18 protein-coding genes are annotated in these 20,978 nt (G+C 51.4%); 10 read left to right on the top strand and 8 right to left on the bottom strand.

The annotated features are described in order from the left end of the window. Positions 1-22: 22 nt before the first annotated feature. Together ACJJI7_RS08560 and ACJJI7_RS08555 are read left to right on the top strand one after the other, a co-directional pair. A complete protein-coding gene (locus ACJJI7_RS08560) occupies positions 23-715 on the top strand; it encodes a ComF family protein (protein WP_282951813.1) in 693 nt (230 codons plus the stop codon). 159 nt (positions 716-874) lie between these two features. Further along, positions 875-2,020 carry a beta-ketoacyl-ACP synthase III gene (locus tag ACJJI7_RS08555; RefSeq protein WP_282951814.1) on the top strand — a complete coding sequence of 382 codons (1,146 nt, stop codon included), beginning with the start codon at positions 875-877 and terminating at the stop codon, positions 2,018-2,020. Between the two features lie 46 nt (positions 2,021-2,066). On the opposite strand, the gene ACJJI7_RS08550 is transcribed toward ACJJI7_RS08555, so the two are convergent. Further along, positions 2,067-2,630, bottom strand: a complete 564-nt coding sequence (locus ACJJI7_RS08550; RefSeq protein WP_020411572.1) for a PadR family transcriptional regulator — start codon at positions 2,628-2,630, stop codon at positions 2,067-2,069. 166 nt (positions 2,631-2,796) lie between these two features. On the opposite strand from ACJJI7_RS08550, the gene alaE reads away from it, so the two are divergent. The 5 genes from alaE to ppc all read left to right on the top strand — a co-directional run bounded on the left by alaE (position 2,797) and on the right by ppc (position 9,442). Next, the gene (alaE, locus tag ACJJI7_RS08545; RefSeq protein WP_282951815.1) at positions 2,797-3,369 is read left to right on the top strand and encodes an L-alanine exporter AlaE; all 573 of its coding nucleotides are present in this window, start codon (positions 2,797-2,799) and stop codon (positions 3,367-3,369) included. Positions 3,370-3,417: 48 nt separating this feature from the next. Beyond that, positions 3,418-4,113 carry an aspartate/glutamate racemase family protein gene (locus ACJJI7_RS08540; RefSeq protein WP_020411574.1) on the top strand — a complete coding sequence of 232 codons (696 nt, stop codon included), beginning with the start codon at positions 3,418-3,420 and terminating at the stop codon, positions 4,111-4,113. Between the two features lie 380 nt (positions 4,114-4,493). Further along, positions 4,494-5,867 (top strand): response regulator, encoded by a 1,374-nt coding sequence (locus ACJJI7_RS08535; RefSeq protein WP_282951816.1) that lies wholly within the window; start codon positions 4,494-4,496, stop codon positions 5,865-5,867. A gap of 135 nt (positions 5,868-6,002) precedes the next feature. Further along, entirely contained in the window at positions 6,003-6,356 is a 354-nt protein-coding gene (locus ACJJI7_RS08530) for a DUF4870 family protein (RefSeq protein WP_282951817.1), read from the top strand. A 425-nt stretch (positions 6,357-6,781) separates the two neighbouring features. Continuing rightward, positions 6,782-9,442, top strand: a complete 2,661-nt coding sequence (gene ppc / locus ACJJI7_RS08525) for a phosphoenolpyruvate carboxylase (protein ID WP_444902313.1) — start codon at positions 6,782-6,784, stop codon at positions 9,440-9,442. 110 nt (positions 9,443-9,552) lie between these two features. Here ppc and ACJJI7_RS08520 read toward each other — a convergent pair whose 3' ends face one another. The 4 genes from ACJJI7_RS08520 to ACJJI7_RS08505 all read right to left on the bottom strand — a co-directional run bounded on the left by ACJJI7_RS08520 (position 9,553) and on the right by ACJJI7_RS08505 (position 13,183). Next, positions 9,553-10,800, bottom strand: coding sequence for a DUF945 family protein (locus ACJJI7_RS08520; protein ID WP_444902314.1), 1,248 nt, complete (start codon positions 10,798-10,800; stop codon positions 9,553-9,555). A 655-nt stretch (positions 10,801-11,455) separates the two neighbouring features. Beyond that, positions 11,456-12,310: an AraC family transcriptional regulator gene (locus tag ACJJI7_RS08515; protein WP_444902315.1), complete on the bottom strand. Its 855-nt coding sequence runs from the start codon at positions 12,308-12,310 to the stop codon at positions 11,456-11,458. An 80-nt stretch (positions 12,311-12,390) separates the two neighbouring features. Next, entirely contained in the window at positions 12,391-12,693 is a 303-nt protein-coding gene (locus ACJJI7_RS08510; protein WP_020411580.1) for a DUF1330 domain-containing protein, read from the bottom strand. Between the two features lie 58 nt (positions 12,694-12,751). After that, positions 12,752-13,183, bottom strand: coding sequence for a DUF4345 domain-containing protein (locus tag ACJJI7_RS08505; protein ID WP_444902316.1), 432 nt, complete (start codon positions 13,181-13,183; stop codon positions 12,752-12,754). Positions 13,184-13,392: 209 nt separating this feature from the next. On the opposite strand from ACJJI7_RS08505, the gene ACJJI7_RS08500 reads away from it, so the two are divergent. The 3 genes from ACJJI7_RS08500 to ACJJI7_RS08490 all read left to right on the top strand — a co-directional run bounded on the left by ACJJI7_RS08500 (position 13,393) and on the right by ACJJI7_RS08490 (position 17,149). Further along, the gene (locus tag ACJJI7_RS08500; protein WP_444902317.1) at positions 13,393-14,307 is read left to right on the top strand and encodes an SDR family NAD(P)-dependent oxidoreductase; all 915 of its coding nucleotides are present in this window, start codon (positions 13,393-13,395) and stop codon (positions 14,305-14,307) included. 119 nt (positions 14,308-14,426) lie between these two features. Then, positions 14,427-16,343, top strand: a complete 1,917-nt coding sequence (locus ACJJI7_RS08495; RefSeq protein WP_444902318.1) for a multicopper oxidase family protein — start codon at positions 14,427-14,429, stop codon at positions 16,341-16,343. Positions 16,344-16,780: 437 nt separating this feature from the next. Further along, the gene (locus ACJJI7_RS08490; protein WP_444902319.1) at positions 16,781-17,149 is read left to right on the top strand and encodes a hypothetical protein; all 369 of its coding nucleotides are present in this window, start codon (positions 16,781-16,783) and stop codon (positions 17,147-17,149) included. A gap of 60 nt (positions 17,150-17,209) precedes the next feature. Here the strand turns inward: ACJJI7_RS08490 and ACJJI7_RS08485 are convergent, their stop codons facing one another. The 3 genes from ACJJI7_RS08485 to ACJJI7_RS08475 are packed head-to-tail and all read right to left on the bottom strand — an operon-like array spanning position 17,210 to position 20,911. Continuing rightward, positions 17,210-18,109 carry a hydroxymethylglutaryl-CoA lyase gene (locus ACJJI7_RS08485; protein WP_444902320.1) on the bottom strand — a complete coding sequence of 300 codons (900 nt, stop codon included), beginning with the start codon at positions 18,107-18,109 and terminating at the stop codon, positions 17,210-17,212. Then, on the bottom strand, positions 18,109-20,109 hold the full coding sequence (locus ACJJI7_RS08480) for an acetyl/propionyl/methylcrotonyl-CoA carboxylase subunit alpha (RefSeq protein WP_282951825.1): 2,001 nt from the start codon (positions 20,107-20,109) through the stop codon (positions 18,109-18,111). The genes ACJJI7_RS08485 and ACJJI7_RS08480 overlap by 1 nt, the downstream gene beginning before the upstream one ends. A gap of 4 nt (positions 20,110-20,113) precedes the next feature. Then, positions 20,114-20,911, bottom strand: a complete 798-nt coding sequence (locus ACJJI7_RS08475; RefSeq protein WP_282953633.1) for an enoyl-CoA hydratase/isomerase family protein — start codon at positions 20,909-20,911, stop codon at positions 20,114-20,116. Between the last annotated feature and the right edge of the window lie 67 nt (positions 20,912-20,978).

Genomic DNA, 20,978 nt, shown 5'->3' with positions numbered 1-20,978 from the left:
CTGTCAACTCAATCACCCGATTATGGTTTACAGGATTATCTCCCCACTGTTTATTACCCGAAACCTGGCCCAATGCCTTTTATGTGGTGACCGGGCCGGCGATTATGGGATCTGCCCCGCTTGCATAGAGGATCTGCCCTTTCTGGAAAACGCTTGCGAGACCTGTGCTTTGCCGCTGCTGCCGCCCTCCCAGCTTTGCCCCGCCTGCCTGAGGCAGCCACCACACTACAGCCGAGTCCGCGCCGCCTGGCATTATGCTTACCCGATAAACCAACTGATACAACGCTTCAAATACCATGGCGACCTGGCTGCGGGTCACAGCCTTGCCCAGTTGGCCGCCCAAGCGTTAAAACCAGCCAACCAAGGGCCAGACCTGCTTGTCCCCATCCCTCTTCACTGGCGTCGTTATTGGCAGCGCGGCTATAACCAGGCGCAGTTGGTAGCAGCTGAGTTGGGAAAGCAGTGGCAACTACCGGTACGCCCTCGATTACTGCGAAAATTCGGTGCCACCCAGACACAATCTCAATTGCGCCGTAACCAGCGCCTGCGCAATTTACTCCATAGCTTCTCTGTCGATGAGAATGTTGAGAGGCTACACATCGGCCTGGTAGATGATGTGTTGACCACCGGCGCCACTTTGGAAGCAGCAGCGCTGAAACTGCTTGAAGCAGGCGCAACCAAGGTAAGTGCCTTTATTTTGGCCAGAACGCCATGACTCATCGGCGCGACCGCAGATAGACCAGTAGTCACAATAGCGTCACAATATTATGCCTTGCCGTTCTGGCACGAAAGTCCCACATCAGCCAGCGCTGCTAAGGTTCTATTCAGTGACTAATTGCTCGCACGATTTTTGGTGCGGGCCAGGAATTCAGCGATGAGTGAGTACAAATTGCCACGGGGCATTGTCATCAGCGGGACAGGCCTATGGACCCCACCAGAATCTATCAGCAATGAAGAGTTGGTAGATGCTTACAATACCTACGCTACACAGTATAACCTGAAGCACGCGCAGCAAATTGAAGATGGGGAACTGCAAGCCAAACCCCAATCCTCTGCAGAATTTATCGAGAAAGCCTCAGGGATTAAAAGCCGTTATGTAGTTACCCGCGAGGGGATTCTCGACCCAGAGCGCATGCGCCCATTTATCCCCGAGCGCAATGACGACGATCTCTGTGTACAGGCCGAGATGGGCGTGAATGCTGCCAAATTGGCGCTGGAAAAAGCCGGTAAGAAAGCCTCCGATGTGGATATGGTAATCGTCGGCGCCTCTTATATGCAGCGTGCCTACCCTGCTATTGCTATCGAAATCCAGGGTGCTCTCGGTATCGACGGCTTTGCCTTTGATATGGAAGTCGCCTGCTCCTCAGCAACCTTCTCCTTACAACGAGCGGTAGATGCGATCAGCTCCGGCGCCGCGCGCACTGTGCTGGTGATTAACGCGGAGCTGGCCTCCCCTCAAGTGGACTTCACAGACCGCGATAGTCACTTTATCTTCGGGGACGTGGCTGTAGCCAGCGTAATCGAGCGCCGTGAGACATGCTCTGTAGATAGTGCCTGGGAAATACTCGGCACCAAAGCCAAGACCGTCTACTCCAACAATATCCGCTCAAACTTCGGATATGCAGCGCGCGCCGCGGATGTTGATCCCTTCGGCCCTGGCAAACTGTTCCGCCAGAACGGTCGCAAGGTTTTTAAGGAGGTTTGCCCCATGGCTGCAGCCCATATTGAGGCGCACCTGCAGGAAACCGATACCAATCCGCAAAGCGTGAGCCGCTACTGGCTACATCAGGCCAATATCAATATGAACAACCTGATCGCCAAGAAACTGATGGGAGACGAAGCCAGCATCGAGCGCGCCCCAGTAGTACTCGACCGCTATGCCAATACCGCAAGCGCCGGTTCGGTAATCGCCTTCAACCTGCACAGTGACGACTTGCAGGTTGGAGATCGCGGCATTATCTGTTCCTTCGGCGCCGGCTATTCCATCGGCAGTCTGGTGGTAGAAAAGATCGCGGTCTGATTAGACTTACTTCAGACCTGAAAAAACCGGGCCGGGCCCGGTTTTTTTATTTCACTGCCTGGCCATCCTCTTCGCACTTCTCATCCAGCTCTTCGAGCAACTTTTCCGCCCAGGTGATCCAGGTCTTCTCCGCCTCAATACCCAACAACAGGGTCTGGTGCGCGAGCCAGTAGCGCTCTTGCAGGGCAATATCACTATTTAGTACTCGCTCGTTTTGCTCACTGTAGTTATCCAGAAGTCCCCGGTGAAGCCTTAGTTGCGTATTCAGTGCCGAGCGTAGCTCTTCCTGGCTCAGGTGGTGGCCGGCAAACATACGCACCAAGAAGGGCTCGCGGATCTTTTGCGGCGCCGCTGGCTGGGTCACCCAGTCGCGCAGTTCCATTCGGCCTTTATCAGTGAGGCTGTAGACTTTCTTATCCGGCTTTCCCTCCTGGGGCTGTTCCACGCAATTCAACAGACCTTCAGCGTGTAACTTGTGTAGTTCCCGATACATCTGCTGGTGGCTGGCGCTCCAGAAGTGCGAAACGCTGCGCTCGAAACGGCGCTTTAGGTCATAACCGCTGCCGGGCTCGATATCCAGCAAGGTGAGGACAGCATAGCGCAAGGACATAGGAACTCCGATTAAGCTTATGCAAAGAGTTGCATATTAACTGCTGAATAGCCCTTATAGCCAGGAGGCACCAGGAGCCAATAAGATAATTAGATTAATTTTCTAAAAAAATTTAGGATGTTTATCTCGACAAGTCTTACCAGTCGAGATGTAGGGGCTAGCATTTATGCCAATTGTAGATATAATCGCCGGCTTGCCGCCACCCTGTATCAGGCGGTCAGAAGTCTACGAGGTTTCCAGCTCCATGTCCGCGCCCGCAATCACTCCATCCAGCCCAGACGCCGACACAGAAACGCCCAATGCTCGCCGCTGGGACTTTCTGCTGGATATCTTCGCAATGAACAGCTTCTCCTGGGCTGTGGCAATTCCCATTGAGCTGGTCCTGGCCGGTATGAGCTGGAGTGAACACCTGAAAGTGCGACTGATGGCGCTGGTATTCAACACTCTGATAGCACGTCCTTTCAGTGTTTATCGCAGCTGGATTGTGAACAGATTTGGCGGAGGCGGTGTGGTCAATGCCTACCTCGTGGACACCTTCGTATTTCTGAGCTTTCAGTTTCCTCTGTATCTGTGCAATATGCGCCTCGGCGGCGCCAGCTGGGATGAAATCGCCACTGCCAGTATCACGTTTATGCTAATCGCCGGCGCTCTCGGGCGCCCTTATGGGATTTATCTCGACTGGGTGCGCCGAGTATGGATTAATAATGTCAGTTCCCTGTGGAGCAGAAGGGTCTCCTAGGCGAACAATAACACTCGACTGAGCATTACGAGAGAGAGGAAATTCGCTGTGTTGACCTATAACGCCATTGAGAAGAGTTCGATGACCATTGGCATAGTCGCCGGCACCCCCACAGATACCCGCTTTGGTCTCGATTTCCTTGCTGCACGACAGTTTCGCGGGCTGGGCCTTTCACTTTCAGCATCGCCACAAGCCCAGACCCAACTGCAAGCCCTGGAGCGCGGTGCCCTCACTCAGCAACTGATCGAAGCCATCAAGCAATTGCACGAAGCAGGTGCTGATGCTGCCATGATCTACTGCAACTCCCTTTCCGGTGCGGTAGATATGCCGGCAGTCAAAGCCGCCTCCCCCATTGAGGTTGTCTCGCCCCTGGAAGTCTACGCCGAGCTGACACAGCGCTATCGCAACTTTGGCCTGCTCGCAGCTAACTGCCAGAGTTGCGCCAATATCGAGCGTGAAATCCTCGAGCGCAATAAAACTGCAAAAGTAATTGGCATCGGCAACTTGCAGATTGTCGAGGATATTGAGGACGGTCTCGCCGCGGAAATGATCGTGCAGCAGCATGCCCTCGATGACCTCGTTGCCGCACTGGTAAAAAGCGGCGTGCAAATCCTGATCCTGGGTTGCACCCACTTTGATTATTTCTATCAGGAGCTACTCGCCCACTGCGATGGCATCCGTCTCTTCCTCCCTTCAGAGCGTATGTTACAGCTACTGCAGGAGCGTTTACCCCAGGCCGCCTAATTGCCTCAGGGTTTTATTCACAGGGAATCGCGCCGTTTAGCCTGAGTTGTGAACTCGCCAAACCTCGTACGCGTCCTGTAAAAAAGTCTGTCCTCCCAGCCTTTGTAATAGGCTGCAATTCCTACCTATTAACCCCTACAAAAAAATCGCCAATGCCTGATTGGCGCGATATTACTTGGATAGTAGAGAAAGCATTCATACATATGACTGTTTTCTCCTCCTGCATAGGGCCTTCATCCAAAAAATATCTCTTGTGCCCTGTGCAATATTGCAGTATCAAACGGTCTGAAGTATTCGGGAGTATCTATAGAAACCCACCGTAAAAAACAGAATGCGGACTGCAGGATTTAGTCCGCCCCAACAAAAAAATGGTTACAAGGATGATAAAAACCATATCTTCTGGGAGGGTACCCTCTCGTCGTGTTTCATTACACGCCCTGCTGATCGGCTCAATAGTATGTGGCTCTGTGTTTATCTCCAGTATCGCACAGGCTTACGAGCTGCCCACTCTCGATCAACAGCTGCCAATTATCTGGCTCGTCTTAACGGTCATTGCGTTTTTGATAGTTTGTGCTTTTGCACTGAATAGACAGTTGAGTCTAAGCAAATTAAAACGGGAAACTGACCGACGCATTGATAGTCTGGGCGCGGAAAATACCAGTCTGTTTCAGCAAGTGCACAGCCGCAATAGCGAATTTAATGCTATGGGAAAGCAACTGGAAGAAACTCGCGAAAGCCTGGAACTTTTACGACAAGAAAAATCTGATCTACTCACTATCGCCCGTCACCAGTTACACCATCCACTAGATACTTTACTCGGCACCCTTAATTTACTGGCACGTAGTGAAGACAATAACATCAAGGCCCTGGTGGAAATCGGCAAGCGCCAACTTAATGCGGTACTTAAATCCCTGGATGACCTTCGCCAGGTTGGAAAAGTGGAAATGGTGGAACTGAAGTTGCCAAAGGAAGTTATTGGAAATAACGGTACTCGCCTTTCAGTGTTATTAGTAGAAAATAATAAACACGAATCCCTCCAGTCAGTCCTGGAATCCATGGGACACCATGTGCAACGGGAATGTAATGGTATTGACGGCAGTAGTGCCGCGCTGCAAAAAACATTTGATTTGATTCTCACGGACACTCATCTACCACTAATGGATGGTGTTGAAGCAGTACGTGAAATTCGCCGTGAACGCGGCGCTGAACTCCCAATTTTTGCCCTGCTGCAAAATACTAATACTGGAGACAAAGAGCGCTACCAGGCCCGCGGTTTTACCGGGGTGCTTACTCACCCTGTCGCCGACCGCCAAATAATGCAATTAATGAGCTGGGCCGGGCGACGCAGCCAGGACGCCAATATCCAACAAAAACCGCGGCCAGCAAAACTTCTCAATACCAACACTTTGTTTCGCCAGCGGGACACTCTCGATCACCTGACTTTCGCCGAACTCCTCAGTGATCGCAGTGCCACCTTGCCCAAACGGATAACCACCCTGACCAGTGCCCTGACTGGACGCCACTGGCGGGATGCGGAAAAACAGGCACAAAATATATCCAGAGCTGCATCAGAGGTTGGGCTCGACAGTGTCGCCGCACGCCTGCGCAGCCTCGCAGCCAATCTATCGATCGACAGCGAGCGGGAGCACTGCAGGCAACAGCGCACGGAGCTGCTGCAACTTATGCGTGAATCCGTTCGCCAACTAAAAGCCTGGCGTGAACGCAATGTACACACAGAGTGGGCCTTGAAATAAAAGGGGTAGCTCCATATCGTCAAAGGCGGCGACCACATCCGATTGTCGCAAATAACTGCCATTCCAACTCACCTAAGTTGAATTGAATCGCTCAGGCCACACTATATTTTACTGAACCCTTAAGAGAATAAAGTTATGTCTGAGCAGTACCCCGTGCGGTCCCAGGAAGCCCGAGAGCAAAGCGGACGCGACCTGGCCATCATGGTTTATTTAATCCAGGCCATCAGCCTGTTTACTGCTGTTCCAATGTTTATTGGTGTGCTGATCAACTACTTTAAACGCAGCGATGTGCGCGGCACCCTGGCAGAATCCCATTTTCGCTGGCAGATTCGTACCTTCTGGTTCTGGCTGCTGTGGACCATCGTAGGCATCTGCACCGTATGGATTTTTGGCCTTGGCTATATCGTTCTCGCCATTAACTGGATCTGGGTTTTCTACCGTGTCATCCGCGGCTGGCTGGTACTCGTAGATCGTCGCCCAGCCTACTGACTTTGCAAAAGTTAATAAATTCAAAATATGCGTTTTACCTGCGCAACATATTGCGCAGGTTTTACATTCTCTTTAATTTTTGTAAGCCTTCCTAAAGCCAATATTTTCCTTTTAATCACTACTGCTAAGAACACACACCCAGTGACAAAAGAAACAAAGATTCTGCTCGATTATTCGAAGTAAAATGTTTTTGCCTCTCTAAATTCACTAATTCCACTAGAAAAAGCCTCCTCCCCTAATTTGTGTAAATTTATGACAAATAACTACCAACCAGCTATTAATTAGTTGAATACTTACTAATTTAAATTTCTTATTGTTCGGATTATTCGCCCTGAATTTCAATATGGCTAGAAGTCCAATCCCCCAGCAGGTGAAATTATGCGAAGATAATCGCCTCGTTGCCTTTGCTAGGGAGAATAGGATTCGTGAGTCAGGATCAAAATACCCCACTGAGGGAAGATGTGCGTCTGCTTGGCGAGGAGCTGGGTTCGGTATTGCGTGAGCAGGCTGGCGAGCAGCTATTCGATACCGTCGAAACGATACGCCAGGCCGCTGTAGAGAGCCGCAGCACTGGAGAGATGCAGGTAGATCGCCTGCGTCATCTACTTGATCCCCTCGATGATGAGACCCTGCTCGAGGTAGCGCGCGCCTTTAGCCAATTCCTGAACTTGGCGAATATTGCTGAGCAACGCCATCGCGAACGCCTGCACCGGCAGCACCAGCGCTTCTCCGGCGACCCAGACACCGATCGCGGCCTACGCCAGGTGCTGGAGGAGCTGAAACGGGCCAAGATACCCTCGGATGAAATTCACAAGGTTTTGCAGAACCTGTCAGTAGAGCTGGTCCTTACCGCCCACCCTACAGAGGTTACCCGCCGCACCTTGATCCGCAAGTACGACCGAGTTGCTGACCTGCTCGCTAAGCTGGACCGGCCAGACCTCACTGTAGAGGAAAGCCAGGAGCTACGGCGACATTTACATGAACAGATTCTCTCTGCCTGGAGCACCGATGAAATTCGGCGCGAAAGGCCGACACCGGTCGACGAGGCCAGGTGGGGCTTTGCCACTATCGAACAATCCCTGTGGCAGGCAGTTCCCCAAAGCATGCGCGCCATTGAGAAAGAGCTTGATCTGGCGGAGTTACCGCCTCTGCCGGAAGACTGGGTGCCTATCCGCTTTGCCTCTTGGATGGGGGGCGATCGCGATGGCAACCCCAATGTCACTGCCTCGGTAACCCGTAGGGTGTTGCTACTTGCGCGCTGGATGGCTGCCGATCTCTACTTGCGGGATGTGGAAAATCTGCTTGCAGACTTATCGATGCACAAAGCCAGCGAAGAGTTATTAGCGCATACTGGACCTAGCCACGAGCCTTATCGCCTGGTGCTGCGCCAGATCCGCAACCGTTTGCGCAACACTCGCGCGCAGATAGAAGCGTGCATCAATAACCAACCGAAGCCCAAGGGCGAAACCTTCACCAGCGCCCAACTGTCCGAACAACTGCGCCTAATCGACCGCTCCCTCCGCTCGATGGGCCTCTCCGCAATTGCCGATGCCCAGCTTAAAGATACCCTGCGCCGTCTCAATTGTTTCGGCATTACCTTGCTACGTCTCGACATTCGCCAGGAATCCACTCGCCATGCAGATGCTCTCGATGCCATCACTCGCTATCTCGGTATTGGCAACTACGCCACCTGGGATGAGAAGCGCAAACTGGAGTTCCTACTGGCAGAGCTGGACAACCGCCGGCCATTGATCAACGCAGATTTTTACCAAACAGATTTCTGCGATGAAGATGTGCGCGAAGTGCTGGAAACTTGCAAGGTAGTCGCTGAGCAGGGCACCGAAGGTCTCGGTGCCTATGTGATTTCCATGGCGAAAAAATCCTCCGATGTCCTGGCGGTAATGCTGCTGCAAAAAATTGCCGGCGTTCAACAACCAATGCGCGTAGTACCACTGTTTGAAACCCTCGACGATCTGAACAATGCTGCCACCACCATGAGCACCTTGCTCAATATTTCCCAATACAAGCAACGTGTGCTGGATGGCCAGGAGGTAATGATTGGTTATTCAGATTCCGCCAAGGATGCCGGCTTCCTCGGTGCCGCCTGGGCGCAATTTCGCACCCAGGAAGCACTCACCGATATCTTTCGCAACCACGGTATTCCACTGACTTTATTCCATGGTCGCGGAGGCTCCATTTCCCGTGGCGGTTCCCCCACGCGGATGGCTCTGCTCTCTCAGCCGCCAGGTTCTGTTGCCGGCCGCATCCGGGTTACCGAGCAGGGAGAAATGATCCGCTTTAAATACGGCCGTCCGGCAGTTGCTGCCTATAACCTGGAGCAGTACGTGGCTGCAACACTTGAGGCCACCCTAATGCCACCCGCGCAACCACGACCTGAGTGGCGCAACCAAATGGAGCGCCTTACGGATATCTCTGTCGATAGCTACCGGGAGGTTGTTCGCGACGACCCCGCGCTGGTCGCTTACTTACGCACCGTCACTCCCGAAACGGAGTTGAGCCGGCTCGCTCTGGGAAGCCGCCCTGCAAGACGAAAGCCCGGTGGCGGCGTGGAAACATTGCGTGCCATTCCCTGGGTATTCGCATGGACCCAGATTCGCTTAATGTTACCCGCTTGGCTGGGTACCGGTACCGCCTTGGAGCAGGCCTTAAAGCACGCTGACGAGGCCGATACTCTGCGCGATATGAACCACCAGTGGCCCTTTTTCCAAGGCGTGGTGGATATGCTGGAAATGGTATTGGCCAAGTCCGATACACGGGTCGCCTCCTGGTATGAGGAGCGACTGACCGACGATCAGGAATTGATTGCCCTTGGTGAGAACCTCCGAGAGCGCCTCAGCCACACAGTGAGTGCACTGCAGCGGCTCACCGGGCGGGAAAGTCTGTTGGATAATAATCCGGTAATGCGTTGGTCGATACGCGTACGTGACCCCTATACAGATCCACTTCACTTGCTCCAGGCAGAGCTGATGGCGCGTTTGCGGGAGAGGGAGGCCGACACGGTATTGGAAAGTGCCTTAATGGTTACCATCGCCGGAATTGCAGCCGGTATGCGCAATACTGGTTGAGGGTAGTGGGAAACCTGTTCCAAGATAAGTGCAGCACAGCTGTGTGATCAAATCGAGGCCACTCGATAGTATGCGGGGAGCGGACGGGCCGCTCCCCTATTTAGTTCCGATCAAAACCGCCCGGTAAGCGCCATGATAAATAGGTCCGGTGGCAAATCCTGGCCATTCACTTCCAACTGTCCCCGTTTTACTTCAAGGTGCATTTGCAGCTCACCATCTTTTTCCAGTAGCAGCCCATATTCTCGTAACATCATTGCTTGAGCTACTAATGGTGACTGCAATAGGGCTGACTCCGCCGCGCTCAATGTCATGGTGCCCACCAGTGGTTTCAACCATTGATTCAGTGGGCTGCCCCCACGGTGACGAGGTGGACGTTGTAACCCTTTCCAGTCAATATCCGCATCCACTAACACCGGACCATTATGTGACTCCACTACCAGTTGCTGTTGAAGACGCAAAGGTGGGCGCATCTCACGGGCCCAGTTGCGCTCAGGATTGGGCAACAACACACGCAGGTAGTGGCCCAAGTCTGCAGCGGTGATTTCGGGCAAGGTCATCTGTTGACGAGCGGAGATGATCGGAGTTGCAGACTCTACATTGGGCAACTGCAAATCACTTACAATTTTTAAAGTCTGTGCAGCAAGCATTTCCAAATCCAGGTCGAGAGTAATATTTCGCAGTTGTACAGGTCCCGAATCAGACTCAGCACGTAACAACGATAATTGCAGCTGCGCCTTACCACCGCGCCCGGGCTCTACTTGAAACTCACCCTTGAGGGGCTCAGTAAATAATACCTCCACCCCGCCCCGTATCTGTCGCAGGCTACCCAAATCAATAACGCCATCTAACATGGCTCCGCTATAATCCGTTTTTACTGTGATTTCACCGCCACCAAATTCCAGCTGGCCATAGGTACCGGTATTTTTGAAGGGCTCAAAACGCAGTGTGTTCAGTACGCGGTTATCGGCTGTTACAAGAGTTTCCAGCACCAATGGGCTATCCTGTAAACGGCCATATATGTTCTCAAGCCGTGCGCGCAGTTCAGGGGTTAACTGCTCCAATTCCAAGCGTGTTTCACTATAGATAACCCCTAATCTCGGCCCTTGGGAAGTAAACAGTACAGGGCCATGGTGAATTTCAGTATGCAGCTCAGTAGTACCATTTTGCAGTCCAACCTCAGTATTAGTCTCAGCACCAAACCAGCCACGCTGGTAACTCGTGGAATTACCCCCTTGTAACCTACCGACCTGCTGTTTCCAGACCTCCTCCACCTTGGGGCCAATGAAACCCGGCGCCGCAAGGGCGGAAATCACCAATAAGACAAGCACAATAAGCAGGAGCCAACGTAATAGTTTCATAGGGATTGATCTAACAACAGGATTTACGCCGATGTTAGCAGATTATGCAGAAACTAGTACGATCGAAATACCAAGATAGAAACCAGCAAGGTTTATAGTTGCTACTCTTTAGAACCACTCTAAAAATAAACCACTGGGCATAGCGCCTTATCCACTTTGGCAACCATTATCTAGAGAAGCCAAGAAAACTAAGATATAGAGTAAGGGAGTTCTGCTTAAGAAATTAAAAATTATTCTTCTTTTTGAAGGGCAGAACAATTCTCACAACTTAAAGTAAAAGGGGCCATTCTCCTATAGCACCATAGTGATCGGCTTTGCCGTTTCTCATGTACGACTCGATGAAACGTTTTCCTTTATTGGCAATTTATCAATCAAAAAATCCGAAATAAGTAAGATAGCCATTGACTCAGTTGAGGAGCGTGGCTATTTTTTTCCCTATCCTACAACCAGATTTCACCAGGAAAAATTCCAGAATTTACCTTTCCATCCGATAAGCTTGCCTTCTTTCGCGAACACCTGCAGGGAGTACTTCCCTCCAATATAAAATTTATTACATAAAAATTTCGATCGAAGAAGCAATCTGCAAAATCGGTATGGCACAGATCAAGTAGCCAAAAATGTTGAATAGTGATAAATCTGCGTTATTGTTAAACGATCATTGTCTCTCTTTAACGGGGATATGGAGGTACATTTCGGCTGTCGGGTTGGCAACCTGATACCTGGGCGGATAGAGCTCAAAGTCTGGTTTCTCGATATAGTCATAATTAGACTTTGGCAGCCAGCTCCCCCAGATATACTTCAATGTCTGCTCCAGGGTGGTAATAGATCCGCGGTGAACAAATTTTGCATATAGCTGCTCCGGTAGTTCCCGCGCCACCATTCCCTCCGGTACCTGAGTCAGGTCGGCAACCGGCGCACAGCAGACATACTTAAACTGAATTTCATCACCCGCTTCCTCATAACACTCATAGATGCCAAACGATTCATCGTTGATACGATTGGGGATTTTATCCCTGTAAGGTCGAAATGCAGACCAGAGCTTTGGCAAGCTGAGATTTTCATGATCGTATTCCTGCGCTATCCCCACCAATTGCATCGCTGGGCGCGAAATAATTTGTGGCTCCATGGACAGCTCATTTTTCAAGAAGTGCAGCATATGGGGGCTAAATTGATCTTTATATAGCAACCGGAAAGGGTCCTGCTGCTTTCGATACTGCGCCGGGGTTACATTAAATAAAGCTTTAAACGCGCGAGTAAACGCTTCTTGGGAATCAAATTGGCACTCCATGGCAAGCTCAAGAATACCAATATCTTCACTCAACAACCTCTTTGCAGCGACGGTCAATCGGCGCTTACGCAAATACTCTTTCGGTGAGTCCCCCACTAATGCCTTAAAAATACGGCTGAAGTGGTAGGTGGAGTAATGAGAGGCAGCGGCAATTTCGTGAACAGAAATTTTGTCGTATAGATGCTGCTCTACAAAGTTGATACTTTTAAAAAATCGCTGCATGAGAGGCTCCTTTACTGCCTATTTACGTTGGGACGGTGAGATTTTTGAGGAATACCTTCCCGGTTTAGCATGCCTTTAAATCAAATTCGTTCACTAGTGATAAAAAAGCGTAAATGGGCAAATGCCTTGTCCCTCAAAGGAATAATCGCCTGGTAGGCTGGATCATTGAAGAATGCATAGATCGCCTCCCGATCCGGAAAAGATACCACAACAAATGCCTTTGGTGACCGACCTCCGTCCAGGGCTTCTTCCACATCATAAGAGGCGATAGGCACCCCCCCATACTGTTGCATTAATTGCGGAGCCAAACCTATATACTGCTGAAGAGCCTGCGATTCCTGTAGGTTTGGTGAAGACTCTATATGTAAAAATACTGGTAACAAAGCAATAACCTCTTAAGCATAAAAAATTTTAAGTTGCTTGACTAAGAGCTTCTAATGACTAACTTTGAGAGGCCACTCGCCTATGCAAAAAAACCAGAAGTGGAACTATCGCAAGCTCAATAATCGTAGGCGGTAAAACCTGGTCATCCACCAATCCAAATTCCAGAATATTGCTTAAGCGACCCAGACCGCCAATGAAGAGGGATAAAGCCACGAAGTAAAACAATGCTTTATGTTTTTCGATATTGCTCAGGAAATACAGTAGAACCAACCCCTGGGCAAAGAAAACACCAAAGGCAAATCGATATTGATTATCCCCAAATCCTCTCAAGGGGCTATCCGGGCCAAAAAGCATAGCACCACCACTCAGGGCAGCACTGCCATTCAGCCCCCCAAATGCACTGATCCCGCCAGAAACAAAACAGATCACTGCCAGTGCTACCACTAACAATTGGAAAATTTTTCTTTCTATAGAACTCGCCTGATTCATAGTGTCACCTTAGTTTGCCGTATTTGAAGAGATGACCTAATCATATTGGTCGGTAAGGCCCAATTTTTGATATTTCTTGCGGTCTTGGTATCCCATGAGGACAGCAAGAAATATCAAAACCCGAGGCGCTTAACCGCTTATCTTTCCCTCCAACAGCCGGGTATATCCATATCTGGGCACCAGTTCCCAATATCCACAGAGACAGAAAGATGATTAAGAGTGTATTGATTACCGGAGCGAATGCAGGCTTAGGCAGGGAGTGCGCCAAGCAACTGGCGGAGTACCAGCAGATTAACAAGATCTATCTCGGGTGCCGCAATCTGCAGAGAGCCAAAAAAGCCCAGGCCGAGCTGATGTCGGAAACAGGAAGGAATATCTTCGAAGTATTGCTGATCGATGTCGCAGATCAACAATCCGTGAAAGAGGCGGTTCAAACCTTAGACTCCCCAATTGATGCACTGGTTATGAATGCTGGCGGCACTGGAGGTAAAGAGTTTTATAAGAAAACCCCTGAGGGAGTCACACAAATTTTCGCCGTCAACCTGCTCGGGCATGCACTACTGACTAACGAGTTGCTGAAAGCCAATAAATTAACCCAGGCTGCTATCTACGCCGGCTCCGAGGCCGCTCGCGGCGTAAAAGAGATGGGTATGAAGCAACCAGACCTGAAAAGCGCCTCTGTGGAGGAATTTATGCAGATCTGTGAAGGAGAGCTCTATGCCAGTACCAAAGACGCTACGGTGCCCTATGGTCCGATAAAGTATATGGGCGCCCTATGGATGTCTTCCATGGCACGGGAATTCCCCCATATCCGCTTCGTAACCATGAGTCCGGGGGCTACTGTAGGCACAGAGGGCTTCAATACACTGTCGTTATTCAAGCAATATATGATGAAGGGCATGATGCGGATTATGCTGCTATTGGGCAAAGTCCACAAAGTCGAAATAGGCGCCAAGCGCTATATCGATGCCCTGCTGGATACAACATCCTTCCGCACAGGTATTTTTTACGGCAGTGAACGCGGATTGACAGGACCTCTAGGTGAACAGCGGAAGCTTTTCCCGGACCTGGACAACCCTACCTATCAGGACAATGCCAAAACGGCGATCAATCGCTTTATCTAGTGAAGGGTCGCATCAGGTAAGGGCCCTGTGCGCCTTTGTCTGCACTTAAGGTCTCTCCGATCTGACAGTACTCCCTTACCTATACTTGGCTGTTAAATACGAACCACCATGAGCAGCCAATGCTTCGGATATTCTTCTGCCTATTGTTATCACTTCCTGTTTCCCTAATTGCTAGCGAGGAAAAAATTTCCGTCGTCAAGGCACCTCCCCTGACCCTCCTGGATCCAACAACTGTGGATAAATTCGTTAACGAGCTGCCAATACCTGTAGAGATCCGACCCAAGAGCTCAGCTCCACTCAAACTGCCAGCAAGGCCCACCCAGGTTTGGATGGGGCTACGGGATAAGGAAGGCAAACGTTTAATGACAAAGGCCTGGGGTTTTGAGTATGCAGGTCGCATCCACTCTCCCGGCCCTACTATTCGCGCCCGGGAAGGCCAACCGGTATTTGTACACTGGGCCAATGAGCTACCGGGGCCGCATCTATTTCCGGTGGATCGATCCATTCACCTCGCCGATGTAAAAGATCCCAAAGCTGTACCCATGGTTATTCATCTTCACGGCGGGCATACAGAATGGAAAAGTGACGGCAATCCCCTCGCTTGGTACACACGAAATTATCACGAGACGGGCCCGTTATTTGAAAAAAAGATTTACGAATACGACAACTCCCAGGATGCCACCACTATCTGGTATCACGATCACACCCTGGGAATGACCCGACTTAATGTTTATGCAGGATTATTCGGTTTTTACTTGGTCGGCGACGACAATGAAGATCGCCTGATACAGGAAAAACTACTTCCCACAGAAGAGCGTACCTTGGTTGCCGCTATTACAGACAGCCTGTTTAGCTCAGATGGGCAGCTCTATTTTCCTGGTTGGAGGGACCAGCCTCCATCACCGGTTTCCCACAAGGCAGTGAAGGCCAATTGGCCCAACCCTTCTCACCTGGACGAATTTTTTGGCAATTTTATGTTGGTAAACGGCATGGCTTGGCCCAAAGTCAACGTCACACCACACGTTTATCGACTGCGATTACTCAATGCGTCCGATACACGCACACTGATACTCAGGATCGACGAAGGTACCCCCTTTGTGCAGGTCGGCAGCGACGGTGGCTTTCTCGATCTCCCTGTGCAACTTAACGAGCTGGTATTGGCGCCCGCAGAGCGAGCAGATGTTTTAGTGGATTTCAGTGGTTATGAAGGACACAAACTGACACTGCGAAATTTTGGACCGGATATCCCTTTTAAGGGATTTGTAGAGGCCAATGATCCAAAGAGTTCAATTCCACTGGTATACAACCCTGATGGTAAACGTGTATTAAGTGATGGACGCGGTGGCACCACACCAGCTACCGACCCCGATACCACTGGCCAAGTTTTGCAATTCCATATTGCTTCGGCACCTGCAAAAGCCTCTCCCGATAAACAGAAAGCAGCGGTCAAAGATATGATTGGAGATTTAAAGCTAACCTTGAATACTCCCCTGCGCCCTCCACTTAATAGGCTTAGTCAAGCGAACTACACACGACAGCTTGCCACCTACCGCCTGGACGACCCCTATGGCCGTAATCTGCTGATGTTAGGTCCAGTAAAAGAAGGCTCCCTATTTTTCGAGGACCCTACCACGGAAATTATCCAGCACAACGCCGTAGAGATCTGGGAGATATACAACCCTACAGTATCGGCTCATCCAATCCATATTCATCTGGTGGAATTCCAGGTACTGGATCGTCAGCCTTTTAAAGGCAAACTTATCCCCAAGCCGCAGAAATTTATGCATACCGATAAGGTATTTCAGGGGGCACGACTGGAAGTAACATCTCTACAGGGGAAACCCCTTCCACCACAACCGGAAGAAAGCGGCCCTAAAGATACGGTCATTGCCCTTCCCGGCCAAGTAACACGGGTAATAGCCCGATTCGACCGCGAGGGACTCTATGTATGGCACTGCCATCTACTCTCCCATGAGGATTACGATATGATGCGGCCATTTAGGGTTTTAGCGCCCAAATCTAAAAATAATTACTAAATTGGTAACCTTTAACCTTATACCCAAATCGGAATATTGAATCGCTATAATTATTCAACAACTCAAATTCAAAAAGACAATAAGAAGCAAATACAGCAATTTCTAGCTATCAGCTTAAAACAACCAACCAACAAAAACTTACTGAAATAGAAACAAAAAAGCTTACCACCTGCGACAATTAACCCTATATAGAAAACCAAAAAACCCAGGTTAAAAATTATTATCCACACCTACTCTTTCCTTTTTTAGGCGCAGCACGGGAGCTTCTAGTAATAACTATCACTTGCAAATATGGCGGTTAATTCCAATTAAACGAGGGGTACAAAATAATAATAAATCGATTTCAATCTTTCTTAATTAACCATAAAATGGCCGGGCTAAAAATTGACAGATGATTTTCATTACACTTAAGTGAGTTAAGAGTTTTTAATTATATTATGAAAATGAAAAATTTATTCTCCGGACTACTACTAGCGCTACTAGCCAGCACCAGTTTTGCATCAAGCACCATTGAGCCTAATAAAACTATCGAAGGCATTACTACCTATAAATACTATGCAGTTATTAAATTCTCACCAAATGCTAGCGGCAACGAATTAGGGGAAGGCTGCCCATCAGCTTCCAGCAACCATGTAGTCATAGAATTCGACCGCAATGATGGAACAAATAATAATGACACGAAAGAGCAATTCTCATCACTTTTGTCTGCATATTTTGCAAAATCTAATACTGTAGGTTTTGGAGTAGAGGATTGCCGGGAAGGTAACGGAAATAATTACCCACTAATTTATCGGGTAAATATCTGATCTTCGCTAATAAGTGAATCCATAGTATCTGGGCGGTGTTCCAACCGCCCTAGAAATTTCTCAGCAAGGCACCAAAGCCTTGGCCACACGGGAGTTGGTCTCCCGCCCCAGCTGTTCAGAAATAAAGTTCCCAGCCTCTGCCAGCAACTGTAAATCCACGCCGGTTTCAATACCCATACCATTGAGCATATAGAGTACATCCTCACTGGCAACATTACCGGAAGCGCCGCGGGCATAGGGGCAGCCGCCCAGGCCAGCTACGGCGGAATCTACTACTGCGACATCCATTTGTAAGGCCGCGTAGATATTGGCCAAGGCCTGGCCGTAGGTATCGTGGAAATGCACCGCAAGTTTTTCCACAGGTACACGGGCCATCACCTGTTTCAGCATACGCTTGGCGGCTTCCGGGGTGCCGACACCGATGGTGTCGCCCAAGGAAATTTCGTAGCAACCCATTTCCAATAGAGCGGCACTGACTTCTGCCACTTTGGCCGGATCAATATCGCCTTCATAGGGGCAACCAAGTACGCAGGATACGTATCCGCGCACGGGTATACCGCCTTGCTTGGCTTTTTCCACCAGTGGACGGAAGCGCTCAAGACTCTCAGCAATACTGCAATTAATATTTTTCTGGGTGAAGGCTTCTGAGGCCGCGCCGAATACAGCGACCTCATCCGCTTTGGCTTCCACTGCGCGCTCATAGCCTTTTAAGTTTGGCGTGAGGGCGCTGTAGATAACACCGTCTTTGCGCTGGATACCCGCCAGCACTTCCTCGCTGGCGGCCATTTGCGGTACCCACTTGGGGCTGACAAAGCTGCCGGCTTCAATAACCGACAGCCCGCTGGCACTGAGCTTGTCCACCAGCGCGATACGGGTCTCCACAGAGATAGGCTGCTTTTCATTTTGCAACCCATCGCGGGGGCCCACTTCGACGATTTTGACTTGCTTGGGCAAAGTCATTACTGCTCCTCCCCGGCAAAATCCACCAGCAGGCTACCGCCATCCACTAATTCACCTTCGGCGCAGAAGAACTGCTGCACAGTGCCGGCTGCTGGAGCCCGCAGGGTGTGTTCCATTTTCATGGCTTCCATGACCAGTAGCGGCTGGTCTTTTTCTACTGTAGAGCCGGGCTCAACCAGCAGCGAAATTATGGTGCCGTTCATGGGGGCATCGAGGCCGTGGGCCTGGTCATTGCTCTCACCGATATCTGGTGGCAGCAACTTAAATTCCACCTGGGTGCCATCGATAAATACAGCACCACCATCGCGGGTATCCACGGCGGAGAAACTCATGCGACGGCCATCCACCAGCATCAAGTCGCGTCCCGGCAGCAGGCGAATGTCACCGCTGTTCTGTTCCTCAGGCAAGGCATCGCAAGTCCAGCGCAGGCTATCGCCCTCTGCAACAAAGCGAATTTGAGCGTGCTGGCCACGGTAGTCCACCGTCTGGGTGCGACTGCCAGCCAGAGCATTGCGCCAGTTATCGCCATTATGCCAGGGAGAGAAAGGATCCCGCTGGGGTGCGCTGTTGCGCAGATCGCGCTCTTCACGCTGCTGCAAATAACCGGCAATAGCAGCGCATTTCAGCGGCGTCAGTGTCTGCTCCTGGTGCAGTACTTCCGCTTCGTAATCCTCGATAAAATGGGTCGAAATACAACCGCTGGCAAATGCCTGGTGATTGATCACTCTGCGCAGGAATTCGATATTGTGGCGCACACCGGCAATCTGATAATCACGCAATGCGCGATCCAGTTTGGCCAAGGCTTCTTTGCGGGTGCGGCCGTGGCAGATCAATTTGGCGATCATCGGGTCGTAATGCACACTGATTTCATCGCCGGTCTGCACGCCGGTGTCCACCCGCACGCCCTCGCCTTCCGCCGGGGGCTGGTGGCGCACCAACACGCCAGTTGCCGGCAGGAAATCATTATCCGGGTCTTCGGCGTAGATGCGCACTTCCATGGCGTGGCCATTGATCTGCAGCTCATCCTGGCCCATGGGCAGGGTATCGCCAGCGGCAACTGACAGCTGCCAGGCCACCAGGTCCTGGGCAGTGATCATTTCCGTCACCGGGTGCTCCACCTGCAGGCGGGTATTCATTTCCATAAAGTAGAAGGCACCGCTGGCATCCAGCAGGAATTCCACCGTGCCGGCACCCACGTAACCAATCGCGTGGGCCGCACGCAGAGCCGCTTCACCCATGCGGGCGCGCAGCTCCGGAGTCATGCCCGGTGCGGGAGCTTCCTCCACTACTTTTTGGTGGCGGCGCTGCACCGAGCAATCCCGCTCAAACAGATAGACACCGTTGCCCTGCTGATCGCAGAACACCTGAATTTCCACATGGCGGGGACTCACCACATAGCGCTCCAGCAGCATGATGTCGTCGCCAAAGGCATTCATGGCCTCACGCTTGGCAGCGCCCAGTGCTTCGTGGAATTCACCGGCACTGTCGACACGGCGCATGCCCTTACCACCACCGCCGGCAGCGGCTTTCAGCAATACCGGGTAACCGATGCGGTTGGCGTGACCTTCCAGCAGCTCTTCATTTTGGTTGGTGCCGTGGTAACCGGGCACCAGGGGCACATTGGCCTCTTCCATAATACGTTTGGCGGCGGACTTGGAGCCCATCGCCTCAATCGCGCCGGTGGGCGGGCCGACAAAAATAATGCCGGCGCTATCGCAGGCGCGGCAAAACTCGGCATTTTCCGACAGGAAGCCGTAACCCGGATGGATGGCATCCGCGCCTGTCTGCTTCGCAGCACCCAATACCTTGTCAATATCCAGGTAGGAATCCCTGGCCGGCGCCGGACCCAGGTGTACCGCTTCGTCCGCCATCTGCACATGCAGGGCGTCGGCATCCGCATCGGAATAGACGGCAACGGTGGCCACCCCCAGGCGGCGGGCGGTCTTTATAATACGGCAGGCGATTTCGCCGCGATTAGCTATTAACAGTTTGCGAATCATAAAATTATCCTTCGCCACCATTCATCCACTTGGGTGCGCGCTTTTCCAAAAACGCACTCAACCCTTCCTGTCCTTCCGGCGATACACGCACGGCAGCGATCAGCGCGCTGGTCTGGCCCTGCAATTCATCGTTGATAACCCGGTTGGACATGGACATGGCCAGTTGCTTGGCCATGGCGACCGCTTTGGGGCCATTATCGGCGATGGCATTCACTAATTTCTGCACATGCAGGTCCAGGTCGCCCTCGGCGCAGACTTCGGATACCAAGCCCATTTGTTCCGCGCGCTCGGCGGAGAAGCGCTCCGCCGTAACAAAGTAACGGCGCGCGTGGCGGGTGCCGATCGCATTGATGACATAGGGGCTGATGGTGGCGGGCAGCAGCCCGATTTTGACTTCAGACAAACAGAAGCTGGCGCGCTCAGAGGCCACGGCCATATCGCAGCAGCTCACCAGGCCCACAGCACCGCCAAATGCAGCGCCCTGTACCCGCGCGATAGTAGGCGCAGGGAAGGTATCAAGCTTGTACAGCATGGCGGCAAGCGCAGCGGCGTCTCGGCGGTTTTCCTCTTCTGAGTAGGTCGCCATGCGCTTCATCCAGTTGAGGTCGGCTCCGGCAGAAAAGCTCTTGCCATTGGAAGCCAGTACCAACACACGTACAGCGGGGTTTTGCGCCAGGGTGTCAAAGGTGGTGGCCAGCTCGTGGATCAGTTCATCATCAAAAGCGTTGTGGATTTCCGGCCGGTTCAGGGTGACCGTGGCCACGCCCTCGCTATCCACTTCGCACAGCAATTTATCGCTCATTGTTATTCCTCGATTGGGGCGTCTCTCAAAAGCGGCACCGGAACATTTCATTGGCGCCGCAACCACG

The organism is Microbulbifer variabilis (assembly GCF_056232115.1).
Note: the sequence above shows the minus strand (reverse complement) of the source record. Positions and strands in the feature narration are given on the sequence as shown.